Here is a 15181-nt window from a genome sequence, read left to right as displayed (position 1 = left end):
AAGCAGTGGTGGTGGATCAGGCTGTGGCCGTCAGGCCGCGGCCTCGTTCGCCTGCTTCTCCCGCAGGGCTTCGATGGTGCGCACAGCCTTGGCGGCCGGCGCGTTGAAGACGTAGGCCGCCTGGTGCAGCTTGGCCTTCATGGCGCCCGCGGCCTTGGCCAGGAGCACCTCACGGGACTCGAGGTCCGCGAGCTTGGTGATGTCGTCAGCACTGATGGGGTCGCCCTCCATCAGCCCGCCCTTGACGACGAGGGACGGGTTGGCCTTGGCGAAGTCACGCAGCCCCTTGGCCGCCTCGACCGGGTCCCCGGAGACGAAGGCGATAGCGGTCGGACCGGTCAGCTGGTCCTGGAGCGAGTCGAAGCCGGCTTCCTTGGCCGCGATCTGGGTGAGCGTGTTCTTCACCACGGCGTACTGGGTGGTACTGCCGAGGGCGGTGCGCAGCTCCTTGAGCTGGGCCACCGTGAGCCCGCGGTACTCGGTCAGCACTGCAGCCGCAGACTGGCGGAACTTCTCCGTCAGCTCGGCAACTGCCGCTGCCTTGTCAGGCCGTGCCATGAGCCCTCCTTCCGTGATGTGCCGCGGCCAGGCCCACGAAAAAAGGCCCCGCGCAGGTGCACGAGGCCTGGACGGCTCACGACGACGGTGCTCGCCGTGGGCGTATCGGTCACGTTCACCTGCGCTGGCCCCGCTCGTGCGGGCTTAACCCCCGTCCAGCGACGGGCGACCGGCGGTCTGAGGCAGTGCCGAGTCTAGCGGGCGCGCGCAGGTGGTCCAAACCGTCCCGGTGAGAGGATGGTCACAGGTGCCGACGGCCCGGCCCCGGTGCGGGTACCGGGCCGTCGATCGGTCCGTACTGGTCTCAGGCAGCCAGCGGGATGCCCGGACCCATCGTGGTGGACAGCGTGGCCTTGGCGATGTAGCGGCCCTTGGCCGAGGCCGGCTTGAGCCGGAGCACCTCGTCCAGAGCAGCCTGGTAGTTCTCCAGCAGCGCCTCCTCGGTGAACGAGGTCTTGCCGATGATGAACTGCAGGTTGGCGTGCTTGTCCACGCGGAAGTCGATCTTCCCGCCCTTGATGTCCGTGACGGCCTTGGCCACGTCCATCGTCACCGTACCGGTCTTCGGGTTCGGCATCAGCCCGCGCGGGCCGAGCACGCGGCCGAGCCGGCCGACCTTGCCCATCAGGTCCGGGGTGGCGACCGCGGCGTCGAAGTCGGTGTAGCCGCCGGCCACCTTCTCGATCAGCTCGTCGGCGCCGACCTCGTCCGCACCGGCCTCGATCGCAGCCTCGGCGCGGGCGCCGGCGGCGAACACGACCACCCGCGCGGTCTTGCCGGTGCCGTTGGGCAGGTTCACGGTGCCGCGGACCTGCTGGTCCGCCTTGCGCGGGTCCACGCCGAGACGGAAGGACACCTCGACGGTCGCGTCGAACTTGGTGGTGGACGTCTTCTTCGCCAACGCCACGGCTTCGGCCACGGTGTAGTGCTCGGAACGGTCCACCAGCTCGGCGGCCTTGCGGTAGCTCTTGCTGCGCGTAGTCATGCTGCTTCTCCTTGAGATATCGAGCAGTTGTGGTACGGGCCCGCGCCGGGCCCTGCCACGTCGGCGCCGGTCGGCGCCGGAGATCAGTCGTCGACCGTGATCCCCATCGAGCGGGCGGTACCGGCGACGATCTTCGCGGCAGCGTCCACATCGTTGGCGTTCAGGTCGGCCATCTTGGTCTCGGCGATCTCCCGCACCTGCTCCTGGGTCAGCGAACCGACCTTGGTGGTGTGTGGGGTGCCGGAGCCCTTCGCCACACCCGCAGCCTTCTTGATCAGCTCGGCGGCCGGTGGGGTCTTGGTGATGAAGGTGAAGGAGCGGTCCTCGTAGACGGTGATCTCCACCGGGACCACGTTGCCGCGCTGAGACTCCGTCGCGGCGTTGTAGGCCTTGCAGAACTCCATGATGTTCACACCGTGCTGACCCAGCGCGGGGCCGATCGGCGGTGCGGGGTTCGCAGCGCCGGCCTGGATCTGGAGCTTGATCAGGCCGGTGACCTTCTTCTTGGGAGGCATGCGGTCACTCTTTCTGTCGGTGGGCCCACGCCATGGGCGATGACCCGGTTGCATGGCCGGGCGGTTGCCCGGTCAGGGGCGGCTCTGGTGGAGCCGGTCAGATCTTGGCGACCTGGTTGAACGACAGCTCGACTGGTGTCTCGCGGCCGAAGATCGAAACCAGGACCTTGAGCTTCTGGCTCTCGGTGCTGATCTCGGAGATGGTGGCAGGCAGGGTCTCGAAAGGGCCGTCGGTGACGGTGACCGACTCGCCCACAGAGAACTCGACCTGCACAGCCGGGGCGCTGGCCGGGGCGGCGCCGGCTGGGGCCGGGGCCTTCGCCTCGATGGTCGGGGCGAGCATGGACATCACCTCGTCCAGGGTGAGCGGCACCGGAGAGTGGGTGTTGCCCACGAACCCGGTCACCCCCGGCGTGTGCCGCACCGCACCCCAGGACTCGTCGGTCAGGTCCATCCGGACCAGCACGTAGCTGGGGATCCGCACCCGGCGCACCAGCTTGCGCACCGAGTTCTTGATCTCCACGACCTCTTCCATCGGCACCTCGACACCGAAGATGTAGTCCTCCATGTTCAAGGACTGGATCCGGGACTCGAGGTTGGCCTTCACGCGGTTCTCGTAGCCAGCGTAGGAGTGGATCACGTACCACTCACCGGGCAGGGTGCGCAGCTCGCTGCGGAACGCCGCGACCGGGTCCTCGACCGGTGCCTCGCTCGTCGGCGCCTGCTCGGCCTCGACGGCGTCGGTCACCTCCTCGGCGGAGGTCACCTCATCCTGGGCGTCTTCAGACACGTGCTCGACCTGCTTCCCTCATCCGTTGTCTTTTCTCGTTCGTCCTGGTGGTCCTCGGGCTGCGGCTAGCCGCCGAACGCCCAGAGCACCAGGCGCCCCACACCGTAATCCAGCACGCCGACGTAGGCCATCATGATGATCAGGAAGACCACCACCACTGCGGCGTAGGTGAACAGCTCGTTCCGGGTCGGGGTGACGACCTTGCGCAGCTCGGCGATCACCTCGCGCACGAACCTCAGGATCCGGGCGAACAGGTTCGGCCGCGGCTGGCGCCGGGCCTCGGCCTCTGCCCGGGACACGGTTGCGCGTCCCTTGCTGGCCTGAGCCGCACGCACCGAGGTGGTGCGCCCAGAGGTGGCGCGGGCCGAGCGCACGCTCCGAGCTCCGCTCGCCGAGCGGGAACGCGCCGAGGCCGCGGCGGCTGCCTTCGTACCTTTCGTACCCTCCGACCCCTCAGACTCGGCCTCGCTGGCCTCCTCCGCTCGGGAGCCGTCCTGGGCGTCGGTCGTGGCCTGGTCACCGCTGGCGCTGGCTGCACCAGAGTCGTGCGCCTCGTCTGTCACGTCGTTCACGTCGGTCTGCGACTCGCCGTCCTCGGCCCGGTCCGACGCAGAGTCACCACGGCCGACGTCCTCGGGCTCGCCCGAGTCGGGACTCGTGGATCTGCTCACAGAACTGCTTTCGTTGGCTGGATGGCTGCGGTCGGGGGTCCGGACGTGAGGTGCAGGGCAGGAGGGACTCGAACCCACAACCGCCGGTTTTGGAGACCGGTGCGCTACCAATTGCGCCACTGCCCTTCGGGGCGGACGCCACCTGAGACCAACCCCCCGTAGGGCGCAGACCAGCCTGGTGGACGTCAACCACCACTCATGGAGTGTACGGGACATCGCAGGCCAGGTCGAACCACTGTGCGCGAGAGCACTCTGCCGCGCTGCTCAGACCGCCGCCAAGGCTCCGCACCGGCGGCCGGAACCGACGCGCAGCCCGGCGGGGTGAGTCCTGCGGACCGGCACGCGGATAATGTCCGGTATGGCCCGCCGTCACCCGCAGTGGAGGATGAGCGTGCGCACCCGTGCGCTCGCGGCACTGATCGGGCTGGCGGCAATGGCGATGGTCGCAGCCGGGCTGACCGCCTACTCCGTGGAGCGGGACCACACCACCAACCTGGTGGATGCTGCGCTGCTCCGCAACGGCGCGGAGGTCGAGAACCTGTACCACGAGGGCGTGGACCCGGAGACCGGGGCGCCGTTCGCCTCGGTGGAGGCGGTCATCCGCACTGCGCTCGGCCGGGTGGTGCCGGCGGAGAACGAGGCGTTGGGCGGCTTCATGGGGACCGAGCTCGCCTACGTGCCGCGTGCGACCGGCTCGTTCCGGATCCAGGACGACCCGGAGCTGGTGGCGGCTCTCGCCCCAGTGAGCCGCTGGTCGGGTGCGGACACCATGACCGTCCAGACCCAGCAGGGCACCTACCGTGTCCGTGGCCTGCCGGTGCACAGCGAGGACGGTAGCCAGACCGGTGCGGTGGTGTTCGCGTTCGACATGGACGCCGAGTACGCCGAGATCGGCAACACCTTCCGCACCTATGCGTTGGTCGCTGCGCTGGCGCTGGTGTGGATCACCGTGATCGGTTGGTTCGTGATGGGTCGGATGCTGCTGCCGGTGACAGTGCTGCGCACGGCTGCGGCCGAGATCAGCTCCTCGGACGACCTCTCTCGACGCATCCCGGTGACCGGGCGCGATGACCTGGCTGCGCTCACCACCACCGTGAACGGGATGCTGGCTCGCCTGGAGCAGGCGTTCGGCTCCCAGCGCCAGCTGCTCGACGACGTCGGGCACGAGCTGCGTACGCCGCTCACCGTGGTGCGGGGTCACCTGGAGCTGATGAATGCCGACGACCCTCAGGATGCGGCCGAGACCCGGTCCCTGGTGCTGAACGAGGTGGACCGGATGAACCTGCTGGTCGAGGACCTGATGACGCTCGCCAAGGCTCGTCGTCCGGACTTCGTCCGCCTGGTGCCGGTGGGCGTGGCGCTGCTCACCGACGAGGTGCTGGCCAAGGCCGAGCCGCTGGGTGAGCGCCGGTGGCTGCTGGACTCGCTCGCCGACGTGCAGGTCCAGGCGGACCCGCGCCGGCTCACGCAGGCGTGGTTGCAGCTGGTCTCGAACGCGGTGAAGTTCTCCGCCGACGGCTCCACTGTGGGCATCGGGTCGCGCTACTCCCCCGCGACCGGCACCGTGCGGCTCTGGGTGCGCGACGAGGGCACCGGTATCGAACCGGCCGACCAGGAGCGCATCTTCGAACGGTTCGAGCGGTTGGATCCGGAGGTGGACGGCACCGGGCTGGGCCTGTCGATCGTGGCGCTCATCGCCGAGGCGCACGGCGGGCAGGTGGGTCTGGAGTCCACCGCCGGCGCCGGCAGCACGTTCAGCATCGTCCTCCCGGTCCCACCTGGTGCTGGTTCCGGGCAGACTGGGCAGGCAGCTGCGGAGGAGGAGGCAGGATGAGTCAGATCTTGATCGCCGAGGACGAGGAACGGATCGCCTCGTTCGTGGCCAAGGGGCTGCGCGCGGCCGGATACTCGCCCACCGCGGTGCGCACCGGTACGGAGGCGATCGACCTGGCCAGCACGGGCGAGTTCGACCTGCTCGTCCTCGACCTCGGCCTGCCCGACCAGGACGGTTTCGAGGTGCTGAACACGATCCGGGGGCAGGGCGTGACGATACCGGTGATCATCCTCACCGCCCGCTCCTCGGTGACCGACACCGTGGCCGGTCTGGAGGGCGGCGCAGACGACTACATGGCCAAGCCGTTCCGGTTCGAGGAGCTCTTGGCCCGGGTACGCCTGCGGCTGCGTGCCGAGCCGGCCAGCGACGGTGGGGCCACGCTCAGCCACGACGGGTTGGTGCTGGACCTGCGCACCCGCCGGGCCACTGTGGGCGGGCGGGAGGTGGACCTGTCCGCGCGGGAGTTCACCCTGGCGGAGACGTTCCTGCGCAGCCCGGGTCAGGTGCTCAGCCGCGAGCAGCTGCTCTCCCGGGTGTGGGGGTATGACTTCGACCCGGGCTCGAACGTGGTGGACGTGTACGTGCGGTACCTGCGCAAGAAGCTGGGTGCTGACCGGTTCGAGACGGTCCGCGGGATGGGCTACCGACTCCGGTGAGGCTGCGCAGCGCTCGCTGAGGCTGGGCACGCCGGGCCCCGGTGCCGAACCCACAGGTCACCGAGGCCCGCGTGCTGGCGACTCAGTCGGCGGAACCGGCGGACGGGGCGCTCTGCGGGCTCGCCGGGCTGTTCGGGGTGTTCGCGCTCTGCGGGCTGGCCGCGGTGTTCGGGGTCGCCGGGCTGTTCGGGCTCTGCGCGCTGGCCGGGCTCGGGGCACTGACCGGGCTTGCCGGGGTGTTCGGCGACTGCGGTGTCTGCGCACTCTGTGCCGACTGCGCACTCTGTGCCGATTGCACGCTCTGGGCGCTCTGGGCGGTGACAGCCGTGGTGGCACTCTGCGCTGCGACGGTCGCAGGGTCAGCAGTCGGCTCGGCTCCCCCGTCGCGCGCGACGGCCTGGATCCTGTCGCCACCCACGTGTGCCGCCTGCACACTCGCGGAGGAGGGAGGCAGCGCGTCTGCGGCTGCCGTCACCGCGGTGCCGGTGACCCCCAGCACTCCCAGCGCCCCGGTCACTATCCACGCGGCATGAGTCTTCATGGTGTCTCCTTCGCTGTCGTCCCGCTCTCTGCGGGATCGTTCAGCACTGATCCTGCTCCGCGCCGATGAGAGGACCAGGACAGGCGGATGAGAGCCTTCTCATCAACAGTTGCCGGCGGCTCGGGCAGCGGACGCGCACCGCCGCCGATCGTGCCGCCAGCGTCTCAGTCGTCCTCCGGTGAGGGGGCGCTGGGGGCACTCACCGGTGAGGCGATGGAGACCGTCTCCGGAGCATCGTCGTCATCGTCGTCATCGTCGTCGCGCTCACCCTCAGAGCCGCCGGTGCCAGATCCTGAACCCGAACCGGAGCTGGAGGACCCCGAGGCCTCTCCTCCGGTGCCGGAACCAGAACCCGAGCTCGACCCACTATCGCCGCTGGGGGTGGCGCTCGGTCCCGGCTCCTCGGTGGACTGATCGTCCTGCCCCCCGGTGCCGTCCTCGCCCGGGCGACCTGCGCCGTCACCGGTGGTCAGCCCAGGTTCGGAGGCCTCCGAACCTGGGCTGACCACGATCACGTCACCCGGCGCGGGGCTGGTCTCGCCCGGGTGGGCGGCGAGCACCGCCGCCACCACCCCTGCCACGCCGAGCACACCGGAGACCATCCAGGTGGTGTTCTTGTTCATCGTTCCTCCCTCGTCACCGGACTGACCGGCGGCGGGGCCGCGGCAGCGAGCCGGTGGGCATGCTCCAGCCAGAGCTCAGCGGTGCTCAGGCGTCCCAGTGCTTCGTCATGTCCGGTGCCCGCCACCAGCGAGAGCACCACACCAGCGGTCCGTGCCGCCAACGACGGTGGGTCGCAGGTGGTGGCGAGCCGGTCGAACCAGTCCGCCACCAGCTCGTCCACGTGCGGGTACACCCGTGGGGCGAGACCGCGCAGCACCGCCAGGTGGCCAAGCAGGGTGGCCAGGTCGTCCTCGCGGACCCCGGGGCCGAGCGAGTCGAGGTCGATCACCGCACTCACCTGGCCACCGGAGGTGAAGATGTTCGCCTCGTAGAAGTCCCCGTGGGTGGGCACGGTCGGTGGGGCCGGCCGGGTGGCGAGCAGGTCGCGCACGCCGTGCTCCACCGCCTGGATCCGCTCGCCCTCCTCGGGCAGCACGCCTCGGGCCGCGTCGGCGTGGAAGTCGATCCGGTCCACCCAGGAGGAGCGGGCACCCAGGTCCAGCACCCCGGCCGGCAGCGCGTCCAACCAGGCGGCCACCCCGAACGGGTCCGGCAGCTCGTCAGGTCGGCTCCGGGCGGCGGCGACCGCCTCGGCCAACGGTCGGCCGGCTGCGGCCGCGAGCACCAGCACTGTGGGCAGCGGGCGGGCGAGCACGGCAGGGGCACCCAGGATTGGGTCCGCCAGCATCCCGTGCCGGCGCTCCAGGCGCCGGGCCCGCTTCTCCGGCAGCACCTTGAGGTAGGCGACCCGGTCCGCTGCGGTCGCGCGGATCACGGCACGTCGAGTGGGCCGGTAGCTGAGCAGCTGCACCCGGGCTGGCGTACCGTCCCCGACGTCGGCCGAGGCCAGCCACAGGCCCACGGTCGCCGGGTCGAGCGCCTGCTCCAGACCAGGCAGCACCGGGTCCTGCGCACGCCGCCACACCCGCAGGGTGCGCACCCCGTCCTGCAGCACCGCCACGCCGGGCGCCTCGGGCACCTCCGCAGTCGAGGCGACCAGGTACTCGTCCACGTCCACATCGGCGACGGCGTAGCTCACCTTGTACCCGACGCTCACCCCGGCCCCGGGCCGGTGGTGCACCGAGTCCACCTCGGCGGTCCAGCCGGTGATCGTCTCCCCTGCCGCAGGCGCAGCAGCGTGCCGTCCCGCCGGCGCCGCGGGGGCAGAGCCCGTGACGGCGAGCCGAAGCAGCTCACCGGCGCCGGGGCCGGTGAGCAGGTCGATGGTCTCGCGCTCCAGGGCGGCGGTGGACATACCTCCATCTCACCATCGATCGGCACGCGATGGATGAGGCGAAGATGAGAAAGTTCTCATCTTCGCTGGTCGCGACTCCTACAGTGGGCGGGTGGTCCGAGATCTTGCTGCCCTGCCGAAGGCGCACCTGCACCTGCACTTCACCGGGTCGATGGCTCCGGCGACGCTGGTCGAGCTGGCCGCGGAGCAACAGGTCTCGCTCCCGGACTCGCTGCGTGCGGCAGTCGGCCCGCAGGCCGCGCTGCGGCTTCCGGCAGACGAGCGCGGCTGGTTCCGGTTCCAGCGGATGTACGACGCTGCGCGGGCTGTGGTGCGTTCGGAGTCCGCGATGCGCCGGATCGTGCGCGAGGCTGCTGCTGCCGACGCTGCCGAGGGATCCCGCCGGCTGGAGCTGCAGGTCGACCCCACCTCCTACGCCCCGTTCGTCGGCGGGATCACCCCGGCGCTGGAGATCGTGCTGGACGAGGCCCGGTCGGCCAGCGCGGCGACCGGTGTGGAGGTGGCGATCATCGTGGCGACCTCCCGCACCCGGCACCCGCTGGATGCGCGCACCCTGGCCCGGTTGGCGGCGCGGAACGCCTCCGACGGGCCCGGCGGGGTGATCGGCTTCGGGCTGAGCAACGACGAGCGGCGTGGGGACACCTCCGAGTTCGCCGGTGCGTTCCAGATCGCGGCGCGCGCCGGCCTGGCGCTGGTCCCGCACGGCGGGGAGCTGCTCGGCCCGGACCATGTGCGCGAGGTGGTGGCCCACCTGCACCCGGACCGGCTCGGGCACGGGGTCCGGGCGGCCGAGGATCCGGAGCTGCTGGACCGGCTGGTGGCCGACGGGATCGCGTTCGAGGTGTGCCCGGCCTCGAACGTCTCCCTGGGGGTGTACGCCGAACCGGACGAGGTTCCGCTGACGAGGCTGCACGCCGCCGGGGCGCAGATCGCGCTCGGGGCGGACGACCCGCTGCTGTTCGGCTCCCGGCTGCTGGACCAGTACGAGGCGGCTCGGTCGGTGCACGGGTTCAGCGATGCGCAGCTGGCCGACCTGGCCCGCTCCTCCATCCGTGCCTCCCGCGCCTCGGAGAGCACCACCACCCAGCTGCTCGCCGAGATCGACGACTGGCTCGCCCAGCCCGACGACTGACCCAGGGGTTCGCGAACGCCCTGCTTCGCGGCGACACGCCGGGCGCGGGTCGCGAAGCAGGGCGTTCGCGACTGGTCAGGGCTCGTCGTCGGTGGTGACCGGGTCGGACGGGGAGAACCACGCGTGGCGCAGCCACCAGGTGCCATCGTGTCCATGCACAACGTGCAGGTAGCGGTACTGCTCCTCCTGCAGCGGCTCGGTGCCGACGTAGGCCCACGCTCCGCCGCGGTCGGTAACCGCCACGGGGAGCCGGCCGTCGGTCAGGGAGAGCAGCGCGAACGCGGGCCGCGCCCCCTCGAGGACCGTCACGTTCAGCTCCCCGAAGATCGGGAACTCCCCGCTGCGGGCGATCACCGGCTCCGTGCTTTCGATCTCCACCTGCGGGTCGACCGTACCCACCTCGTAGTCGGTCTCGGTGTGCACCACCAGGGCGGTGACCTCACCCTCCGGGGTCATCCCGGCGATGAGGCGCTCACCGGGTGAGCGGCCGTAGCCGCCGTCGGGGCGCTCGGTGACCATGACCGTCCACTCGGTGTCCGGCGCGTCGAACCCGGTCAGCTCGGCGACCCGGTCGGCATCGGGCGCTGTAGCGTCCTCAGCGAGCATCGCCTCCTGGTCCTCGGCGACGGTCGCCACGTACTGCTGGGCGGTCTCGATCGCGTCCTCGTCGTTCGGCGGGATCGCGCACGCGCAGGCCGAGGTCGTGCCAGAGAACAGCACGACGACAACACTGATGACCAGCACGAGCAGCACTGCTGCCCCGGTGGCGAGAGCGACCTTGAAACCTGTAGAACGTGTCATACCTGCGAGGTTCGCCGCACCGGCTGCCGGTGTCGATGGGGACCGCTGCCCTGCCCATCGCGGCCGGGTCCCCTCCAGCGGGTCGGCCGGGTCACCTCCGGCCGGCTCAGAGCTGCACGCCGACCAGCACCGGTTCGGGGACCAGCTCGATGCCGAACGCGTCCCGCACCCCGTCACGCACCTCTCGAGCGAGGGTGAGCAGGTCCTCGGCGCTCGCCCCGCCCCGGTTGGTCAGCGCCAGCACATGCTTCGTGGACAGGCACACCGACCCGGGCAGCCCGTAGCCCTTGGCGAACCCGGCATGGTCGATGAGCCAGGCAGCACTGGTCTTCACCCGCCCCTGGCCGGCCTCGAACCGGGGCGCCTCGGCAGGCAGCAGGTCGGCACGGTCGGCGGGCAGGATCGGGTTGGTGAAGAACGACCCTGCGCTCCAGGTGTCGTGGTCAGCCGCGTCCAGCACCATGCCCTTGCCGGCACGCAGCCCGAGTACCGCCTCGCGCACCTCCGCCGCCGGCGCGCGCTCACCGAGCGGCACGTCCAGCGTGCGGGCCAGCTCGGGGTAGCGCACCGGGGTGGAGGTGTCCGCCAGCACCATCTGGAAGCTGACCTCCAGCACCACGTACCGGGGTGTGGGTTGCCACGCCCGGCCGGTGCCGTCGTCCACGAGCGACTCCTTGAGCACCGAGGTGCGGTACCCGAAGCCGAGCTCGGAGCGGGTCAGGGTCCGTATCCTGCCTGCGGCCCGGTCCCAGGTGCGCACCGAGGAGATCACCTCGGCGACCTCCTGGCCATAGGCACCGACGTTCTGCACCGGGGTGGCCCCGGTGCTGCCCGGGATGCCGGCGAGCGCCTCGATGCCCCGCCAGCCCTCGGCGACAGCGCGCAGCACCACCTCGTCCCAGACCTGCCCGGCCGGTACCCGGATCGCCGCACCGCCACAGGCGTCCGCGGACTCCACGACGATGCCGCGGCGGGCGTCGCACACCGCGATGCCGTCGAAGCCGGCGTCTCCAGCGAGCACGTTCGACCCGCCGCCGAGCACCAGCAGCGGCACCCCCTCGGCATCGGCAGCGCTGATCGTGGCAACCAGCTCCTCCTCCGAGGTCGCGCGCACGAGCGAGGCCACCGGGCCACCCACCCGCAGCGTGGTGAGCTGGGCCAGCGTGGTGGTCACGGTCTCCTGCTCAGCGGCCGTCCTCATGACCTGCCACTCTACGACCCGCAGGCTCTGCCGTGGGCGCGGACGGGGGATCGTTCTGCTCGACGGGCTGCGGTGGCCGTGCCGCAGGGATCACCAGCAGACCGATAACCAGCGGCACCAGGATCGCCAGCAGCGCGTTCCTCGTGCCGACGTGGTCGGCGAGCAGACCGAGCACGCCGGGACCGACCAGGAACGCGGTGTAGCCGATGGTGGCCACCACCGACAGCCGGGCGGCGGCCTTCATCGGGTCGTCGGAGGCGGCGCTCATCCCCACCGGGAACCCGAGGGCAGCGCCCATCCCCCACAGCACGGCACCGGCCAGTGCCACCGGCATGCTCGGCACCAGGCAGAACACGCCCAGGCCCACGATCGCCAGACCGGTGCACAGCCGCAGCACCGCCACCCGGCCGAACCGGTCCAGCAGCCAGGTGCCGGCAAACCGCATCGCGGTCATACCGACGAGGAAGATGGTCAGGCCGGTGGCCCCCACGTCGTTGGGCACCTCGAACCCGTCCACCACCGCGAGCGCCAGCCAGTCGTTGGCGGCCCCCTCGGTGAGGGCCGCCGCGAGCACCACCAGACCCACCATCAGGGTGCGCGGCTCCAGCCAGACCCGCGCGAAGGAGGCCGGCGGACCAGGTTGGGCTGCGCCGTCGTCGACCGGAGCCGGGGAGTCCGGCAGGAATCCCCGGGTGAGGAACACCACGGCGAGGAATGCGATCGCGACCACGGTCATCACGTGCAACGGCACCCCGACACCGGCGCGGATCGCCAGCGCCCCGAGGCCGGCGCCGAGCACGGTGCCGATGGAGAAGCCGCCGTGGAAAGCGGGCATGATCGATCGGCCCAGCGCCTGCTCGGCGCGGCTGCCTGCCAGGTTCATCGCCACGTCCCAGCCGCCGATGCCCATCGTGGTGATGAACAGCCCGCCGGTGAGCAGCAGCGGCAGACCGGTGCCGACCCCGGTCATCGCCACCCCGAGGCCGACGACGGCCAGACCGGCGGCGGTGAGCACCGTGCTGCGGGCCCCGATCCGGGCCAGCACCCGCCCGGCCAGTGGCAGGGAGAGCACCGAGCCGAGGGACCCGACCAGGATGATCAGGCCCAGGTCGCGTTCCCGCAAGGAGAGCTCGTCGCGGATGGTGGGGATGCGGGAGAGCCAGTTGGCGAACGTGAAGCCGTTCAGCACGAACGTGCCGAACACCATCGCCGCAGCCCGACGCGCACTACGGGACGAGGTGGGCATCGCGGCGCTTTCGTGATCAGGGTGAGGTTCCGCCGTCAGGCACGGGGCGGGCGCGCCCCTGCACTATGGTGCGGCCCAGCCGTAGCCTGGTCAAACCACGGCCGGAGCGTGCTCAACGGCCGGCCCGACGACCGACAGGAGCCTGCAGGTGAGCCGACGCGTCACCCTGACCCATGTGGCCCGCGAGGCCGGGGTGTCGCTGTCCACGGCCTCGCTGGCGTTCTCCGGCGCCGGGCCGATCGCCGAGGCCACCCGCCGGCGAGTGCTGGACGCGGCAGCATCCCTCGGCTACAGCGGGCCGAACCCGGTGGCTCGATCTCTGCGCCGAGGACACAGCGGCATCATCGGCGTGGTGGTCGGCAACGACCTGCGGGCCCGGTTCCGCGACCCGGTGGCCCTGCAGACGTTGGACGGACTGGCCACCACCCTTGCTGCTGAGGGCCTCGGCGTGCTGCTGCTGCCGTCCGGACCGGCGGCTGGCGGGCTGCTGACGCACTCGCCGATGGATGCCGCCGTGCTGCTGGTGCTGCGGGCACCGACAGCGGTGGGCACGTTGCGCCGTCGGGGCGTGCCGGTGGTGCGGGTGGACTCCACCGGTCGGGGCACCAGCTCGGTGCTGGTGGACGACGAGGCCGGGATGGCGGCGCTGGCCGCGCACCTGCGCGAGCTGGGCCACGAGCGGGTGGCCGTGCTCACCCTCGGCTGGGGTTCGGCCCGGCGGCAGGGGCCGATCGACCTGGTCAGCACGCCTCCGGCGAAGGTCCCCTATACCGCCGCCCGGATGGCGGGCATCCTCGGGGCTGGGATCGACCCGGTGGCGGTGGAGGAGACCACCGGGTCGTTGGTGGAGGAAGGCATCCGGGCCGGGCATGCGGTGCTGGCCGCCGCACCGCGTCCGACAGCTGTGGTGGCGATGAGCGACCTGCTCGCCGCCGGAGTGGTGCTGGCGGCCCGGGAGCGGGGCCTGCGGGTGCCCGAGGACGTGTCCGTGGCGGGCTTCGACGGCGCGAACCTCCCGTGGCTGGCCGAGCACGAGCTCACCTCGGTGTGCCAGCCGATCGAGGAGAAGGGGCAGCGGGCGGCGCAGGCAGCGATCCGGCTCGCCGCCGGGGAACAGGTGCCCTCGGTCACGCTGCCGTGCACGCTGCGGGTCGGCACGACCACCGGCCCGGCGGCGCGCTGAGTGCCGGCCGTCGCCGGGCCGACCCGGTCGGGGTCGGTTCCGGCCGGTGTCCGGCCGGCGTGTCAGTGCAGGCGGACCTGCGCCTGGGACTTGCCGAGCACGTGGCGGCCGTTCACGGCGACCTTCAGGTCCACCCGCGCTGTGGCTGCCTCGGTGTCCACGGCGCCGACGACGGCGACGATGTCCACGAGCACCTCCCCAGGGTCCGGGACGGCGACCGGACGGGTGAACCGCACCCCGTAGGAGAGCAGGTCGGCCGGGTCGTCCAGCCAGTCGGTCAGCGCCGCGGCGGCCAGGCCCATGGTGAGCATGCCGTGCGCGATCACCCCGGGCAGGCCGACCTCGAGGGCGAACCGCTCGTTCCAGTGGATCGGGTTGAAGTCACCGGAGGCGCCGGCGTAGCGCACCAGCCTGGCGCGGTCCACGCTGCGGGTGACGGCCAGCAGCTCGGTGCCGACGGCCACATCGGTGGCGAGGGCGCCCATCAGTCCTCCCCACGCACAGCGAGACTGGACGTGACCGAGCACACCCGGGTTCCGCCGTCATCGGTGATCTCGGTGCGGGTGGTGACCATGGCGATGCCGCCGCGGGTGGTGATCGAGTCCACGTGCACAGAAGTGTGCAGCAGGTCTCCTGCCACGATCGGTCGGTGGTAGGTGAAGTGTTCCTCGGCGTGCACCACGCGGGAGAAGTCGATGCCGGCGGCCGGGTCCTCGATGTACTCGGCCTCCGCGCGCTGGGCGATGACCACGGCGAACGTCGGCGGGGCGAGCACATCGGTGTGCCCGGCGGCCTGAGCAGCGCGGGGGTCGTGGTGTACCGGGTCGGTGGCGCCCACGGCGGCGGCGAACTCGCCGATCTTCACCCGGGAGACGGCGTAGGGCGGGGTTCCGGTGAACTCCCGCCCTACGTAGTCGGTGCTGACCGCGGTCATCGCCTCAGCGGGTCTCGCGGTGGTTGGTCTTGGCGTTGCAGCGCGGGCAGTACTTCGGCAGCTCGAGCCGCTCCGGGTTGTTCCGGCGGTTCTTCTTGGTGATGTAGTTGCGCTCCTTGCACACATCACAGGCAAGGGTGATCTTCGGACGGACGTCCGCGGACTTGGTGGCCATTGGTCTTCCTCACGATCTGCACCCGGAGGTGCTGCGGCGGC

Annotated in this window: 18 protein-coding genes and 1 tRNA gene; 4 read left to right on the top strand and 15 right to left on the bottom strand. The window is 71.3% G+C overall.

Going from position 1 to position 15181, the window contains the following annotated elements:
- Positions 1-30 precede the first annotated feature (30 nt).
- The 6 genes from rplJ to K338_RS0105805 all read right to left on the bottom strand — a co-directional run bounded on the left by rplJ (position 31) and on the right by K338_RS0105805 (position 3645).
- A complete protein-coding gene (gene rplJ, locus K338_RS0105830; protein WP_022917240.1) occupies positions 31-558 on the bottom strand; it encodes a 50S ribosomal protein L10 in 528 nt (175 codons plus the stop codon).
- A gap of 304 nt (positions 559-862) precedes the next feature.
- Positions 863-1543 carry a 50S ribosomal protein L1 gene (rplA, locus tag K338_RS0105825; protein WP_022917239.1) on the bottom strand — a complete coding sequence of 227 codons (681 nt, stop codon included), beginning with the start codon at positions 1541-1543 and terminating at the stop codon, positions 863-865.
- Positions 1544-1626: 83 nt separating this feature from the next.
- Positions 1627-2058 (bottom strand): 50S ribosomal protein L11, encoded by a 432-nt coding sequence (rplK, locus tag K338_RS0105820; RefSeq protein WP_022917238.1) that lies wholly within the window; start codon positions 2056-2058, stop codon positions 1627-1629.
- Between the two features lie 97 nt (positions 2059-2155).
- Entirely contained in the window at positions 2156-2848 is a 693-nt protein-coding gene (gene nusG / locus K338_RS20795) for a transcription termination/antitermination protein NusG (RefSeq protein ID WP_022917237.1), read from the bottom strand.
- A 65-nt stretch (positions 2849-2913) separates the two neighbouring features.
- On the bottom strand, positions 2914-3519 hold the full coding sequence (gene secE / locus K338_RS24970; RefSeq protein WP_022917236.1) for a preprotein translocase subunit SecE: 606 nt from the start codon (positions 3517-3519) through the stop codon (positions 2914-2916).
- 53 nt (positions 3520-3572) lie between these two features.
- Positions 3573-3645: transfer RNA gene (locus K338_RS0105805), tRNA-Trp, on the bottom strand.
- Positions 3646-3877: 232 nt separating this feature from the next.
- On the opposite strand from K338_RS0105805, the gene K338_RS0105800 reads away from it, so the two are divergent.
- Both K338_RS0105800 and K338_RS0105795 read left to right on the top strand, forming a co-directional pair.
- On the top strand, positions 3878-5353 hold the full coding sequence (locus tag K338_RS0105800) for a sensor histidine kinase (protein WP_022917235.1): 1476 nt from the start codon (positions 3878-3880) through the stop codon (positions 5351-5353).
- Positions 5350-6009 carry a response regulator transcription factor gene (locus K338_RS0105795; protein WP_022917234.1) on the top strand — a complete coding sequence of 220 codons (660 nt, stop codon included), beginning with the start codon at positions 5350-5352 and terminating at the stop codon, positions 6007-6009. Before K338_RS0105800 ends, K338_RS0105795 begins: the two co-directional genes overlap by 4 nt.
- 82 nt (positions 6010-6091) lie before the next feature.
- Here K338_RS0105795 and K338_RS25465 read toward each other — a convergent pair whose 3' ends face one another.
- The 3 genes from K338_RS25465 to K338_RS20780 all read right to left on the bottom strand — a co-directional run bounded on the left by K338_RS25465 (position 6092) and on the right by K338_RS20780 (position 8468).
- Positions 6092-6550, bottom strand: coding sequence for a hypothetical protein (locus K338_RS25465; RefSeq protein WP_157612242.1), 459 nt, complete (start codon positions 6548-6550; stop codon positions 6092-6094).
- Positions 6551-6714: 164 nt separating this feature from the next.
- On the bottom strand, positions 6715-7173 hold the full coding sequence (locus K338_RS0105785) for a hypothetical protein (protein WP_022917232.1): 459 nt from the start codon (positions 7171-7173) through the stop codon (positions 6715-6717).
- A complete protein-coding gene (locus K338_RS20780; RefSeq protein WP_022917231.1) occupies positions 7170-8468 on the bottom strand; it encodes a phosphotransferase in 1299 nt (432 codons plus the stop codon). The genes K338_RS0105785 and K338_RS20780 overlap by 4 nt, the downstream gene beginning before the upstream one ends.
- A 91-nt stretch (positions 8469-8559) precedes the next feature.
- On the opposite strand from K338_RS20780, the gene K338_RS0105775 reads away from it, so the two are divergent.
- Positions 8560-9600 (top strand): adenosine deaminase, encoded by a 1041-nt coding sequence (locus K338_RS0105775; RefSeq protein WP_022917230.1) that lies wholly within the window; start codon positions 8560-8562, stop codon positions 9598-9600.
- 75 nt (positions 9601-9675) lie between these two features.
- Here the strand turns inward: K338_RS0105775 and K338_RS0105770 are convergent, their stop codons facing one another.
- From K338_RS0105770 to K338_RS20775, 3 genes are all read right to left on the bottom strand, one after another.
- A complete protein-coding gene (locus K338_RS0105770) occupies positions 9676-10401 on the bottom strand; it encodes a hypothetical protein (protein ID WP_157612240.1) in 726 nt (241 codons plus the stop codon).
- Between the two features lie 106 nt (positions 10402-10507).
- Positions 10508-11602: a UDP-N-acetylmuramate dehydrogenase gene (locus tag K338_RS0105765; RefSeq protein ID WP_022917228.1), complete on the bottom strand. Its 1095-nt coding sequence runs from the start codon at positions 11600-11602 to the stop codon at positions 10508-10510.
- Positions 11586-12848, bottom strand: a complete 1263-nt coding sequence (locus K338_RS20775; RefSeq protein WP_022917227.1) for an MFS transporter — start codon at positions 12846-12848, stop codon at positions 11586-11588. Before K338_RS20775 ends, K338_RS0105765 begins: the two co-directional genes overlap by 17 nt.
- 148 nt (positions 12849-12996) lie before the next feature.
- On the opposite strand from K338_RS20775, the gene K338_RS0105755 reads away from it, so the two are divergent.
- On the top strand, positions 12997-14031 hold the full coding sequence (locus tag K338_RS0105755) for a LacI family DNA-binding transcriptional regulator (protein WP_022917226.1): 1035 nt from the start codon (positions 12997-12999) through the stop codon (positions 14029-14031).
- A 62-nt stretch (positions 14032-14093) separates the two neighbouring features.
- Here the strand turns inward: K338_RS0105755 and K338_RS0105750 are convergent, their stop codons facing one another.
- From K338_RS0105750 to rpmG, 3 genes are read right to left on the bottom strand one after another with little or no spacing between them, the layout of a single operon-like run.
- A complete protein-coding gene (locus K338_RS0105750; RefSeq protein ID WP_022917225.1) occupies positions 14094-14516 on the bottom strand; it encodes a MaoC/PaaZ C-terminal domain-containing protein in 423 nt (140 codons plus the stop codon).
- Entirely contained in the window at positions 14516-14965 is a 450-nt protein-coding gene (locus tag K338_RS0105745; protein WP_022917224.1) for an FAS1-like dehydratase domain-containing protein, read from the bottom strand. The genes K338_RS0105750 and K338_RS0105745 overlap by 1 nt, the downstream gene beginning before the upstream one ends.
- A gap of 4 nt (positions 14966-14969) precedes the next feature.
- Positions 14970-15140, bottom strand: a complete 171-nt coding sequence (gene rpmG, locus K338_RS0105740) for a 50S ribosomal protein L33 (protein WP_022917223.1) — start codon at positions 15138-15140, stop codon at positions 14970-14972.
- Positions 15141-15181: the final 41 nt, after the last annotated feature.

The sequence above is a fragment of the Ruania albidiflava DSM 18029 genome (assembly GCF_000421225.1).
In the GTDB taxonomy this organism is placed as follows: domain Bacteria; phylum Actinomycetota; class Actinomycetes; order Actinomycetales; family Beutenbergiaceae; genus Ruania; species Ruania albidiflava.
Note: the sequence above shows the minus strand (reverse complement) of the source record. Positions and strands in the feature narration are given on the sequence as shown.

Coding starts and splice junctions, on each gene's coding strand:
- rplJ (WP_022917240.1), bottom strand. CDS start 558: ATGGCACGGCCTGACAAGGCAGCGGCAGTTGCCGAGCTGACGGAGAAG.
- rplA (WP_022917239.1), bottom strand. CDS start 1,543: ATGACTACGCGCAGCAAGAGCTACCGCAAGGCCGCCGAGCTGGTGGAC.
- rplK (WP_022917238.1), bottom strand. CDS start 2,058: ATGCCTCCCAAGAAGAAGGTCACCGGCCTGATCAAGCTCCAGATCCAG.
- K338_RS0105800 (WP_022917235.1), top strand. CDS start 3,878: ATGGCCCGCCGTCACCCGCAGTGGAGGATGAGCGTGCGCACCCGTGCG.
- K338_RS0105795 (WP_022917234.1), top strand. CDS start 5,350: ATGAGTCAGATCTTGATCGCCGAGGACGAGGAACGGATCGCCTCGTTC.
- K338_RS25465 (WP_157612242.1), bottom strand. CDS start 6,550: ATGAAGACTCATGCCGCGTGGATAGTGACCGGGGCGCTGGGAGTGCTG.
- K338_RS0105785 (WP_022917232.1), bottom strand. CDS start 7,173: ATGAACAAGAACACCACCTGGATGGTCTCCGGTGTGCTCGGCGTGGCA.
- K338_RS20780 (WP_022917231.1), bottom strand. CDS start 8,468: ATGTCCACCGCCGCCCTGGAGCGCGAGACCATCGACCTGCTCACCGGC.
- K338_RS0105770 (WP_157612240.1), bottom strand. CDS start 10,401: ATGACACGTTCTACAGGTTTCAAGGTCGCTCTCGCCACCGGGGCAGCA.
- K338_RS0105765 (WP_022917228.1), bottom strand. CDS start 11,602: ATGAGGACGGCCGCTGAGCAGGAGACCGTGACCACCACGCTGGCCCAG.
- K338_RS20775 (WP_022917227.1), bottom strand. CDS start 12,848: ATGCCCACCTCGTCCCGTAGTGCGCGTCGGGCTGCGGCGATGGTGTTC.
- K338_RS0105750 (WP_022917225.1), bottom strand. CDS start 14,516: ATGGGCGCCCTCGCCACCGATGTGGCCGTCGGCACCGAGCTGCTGGCC.
- K338_RS0105745 (WP_022917224.1), bottom strand. CDS start 14,965: ATGACCGCGGTCAGCACCGACTACGTAGGGCGGGAGTTCACCGGAACC.
- rpmG (WP_022917223.1), bottom strand. CDS start 15,140: ATGGCCACCAAGTCCGCGGACGTCCGTCCGAAGATCACCCTTGCCTGT.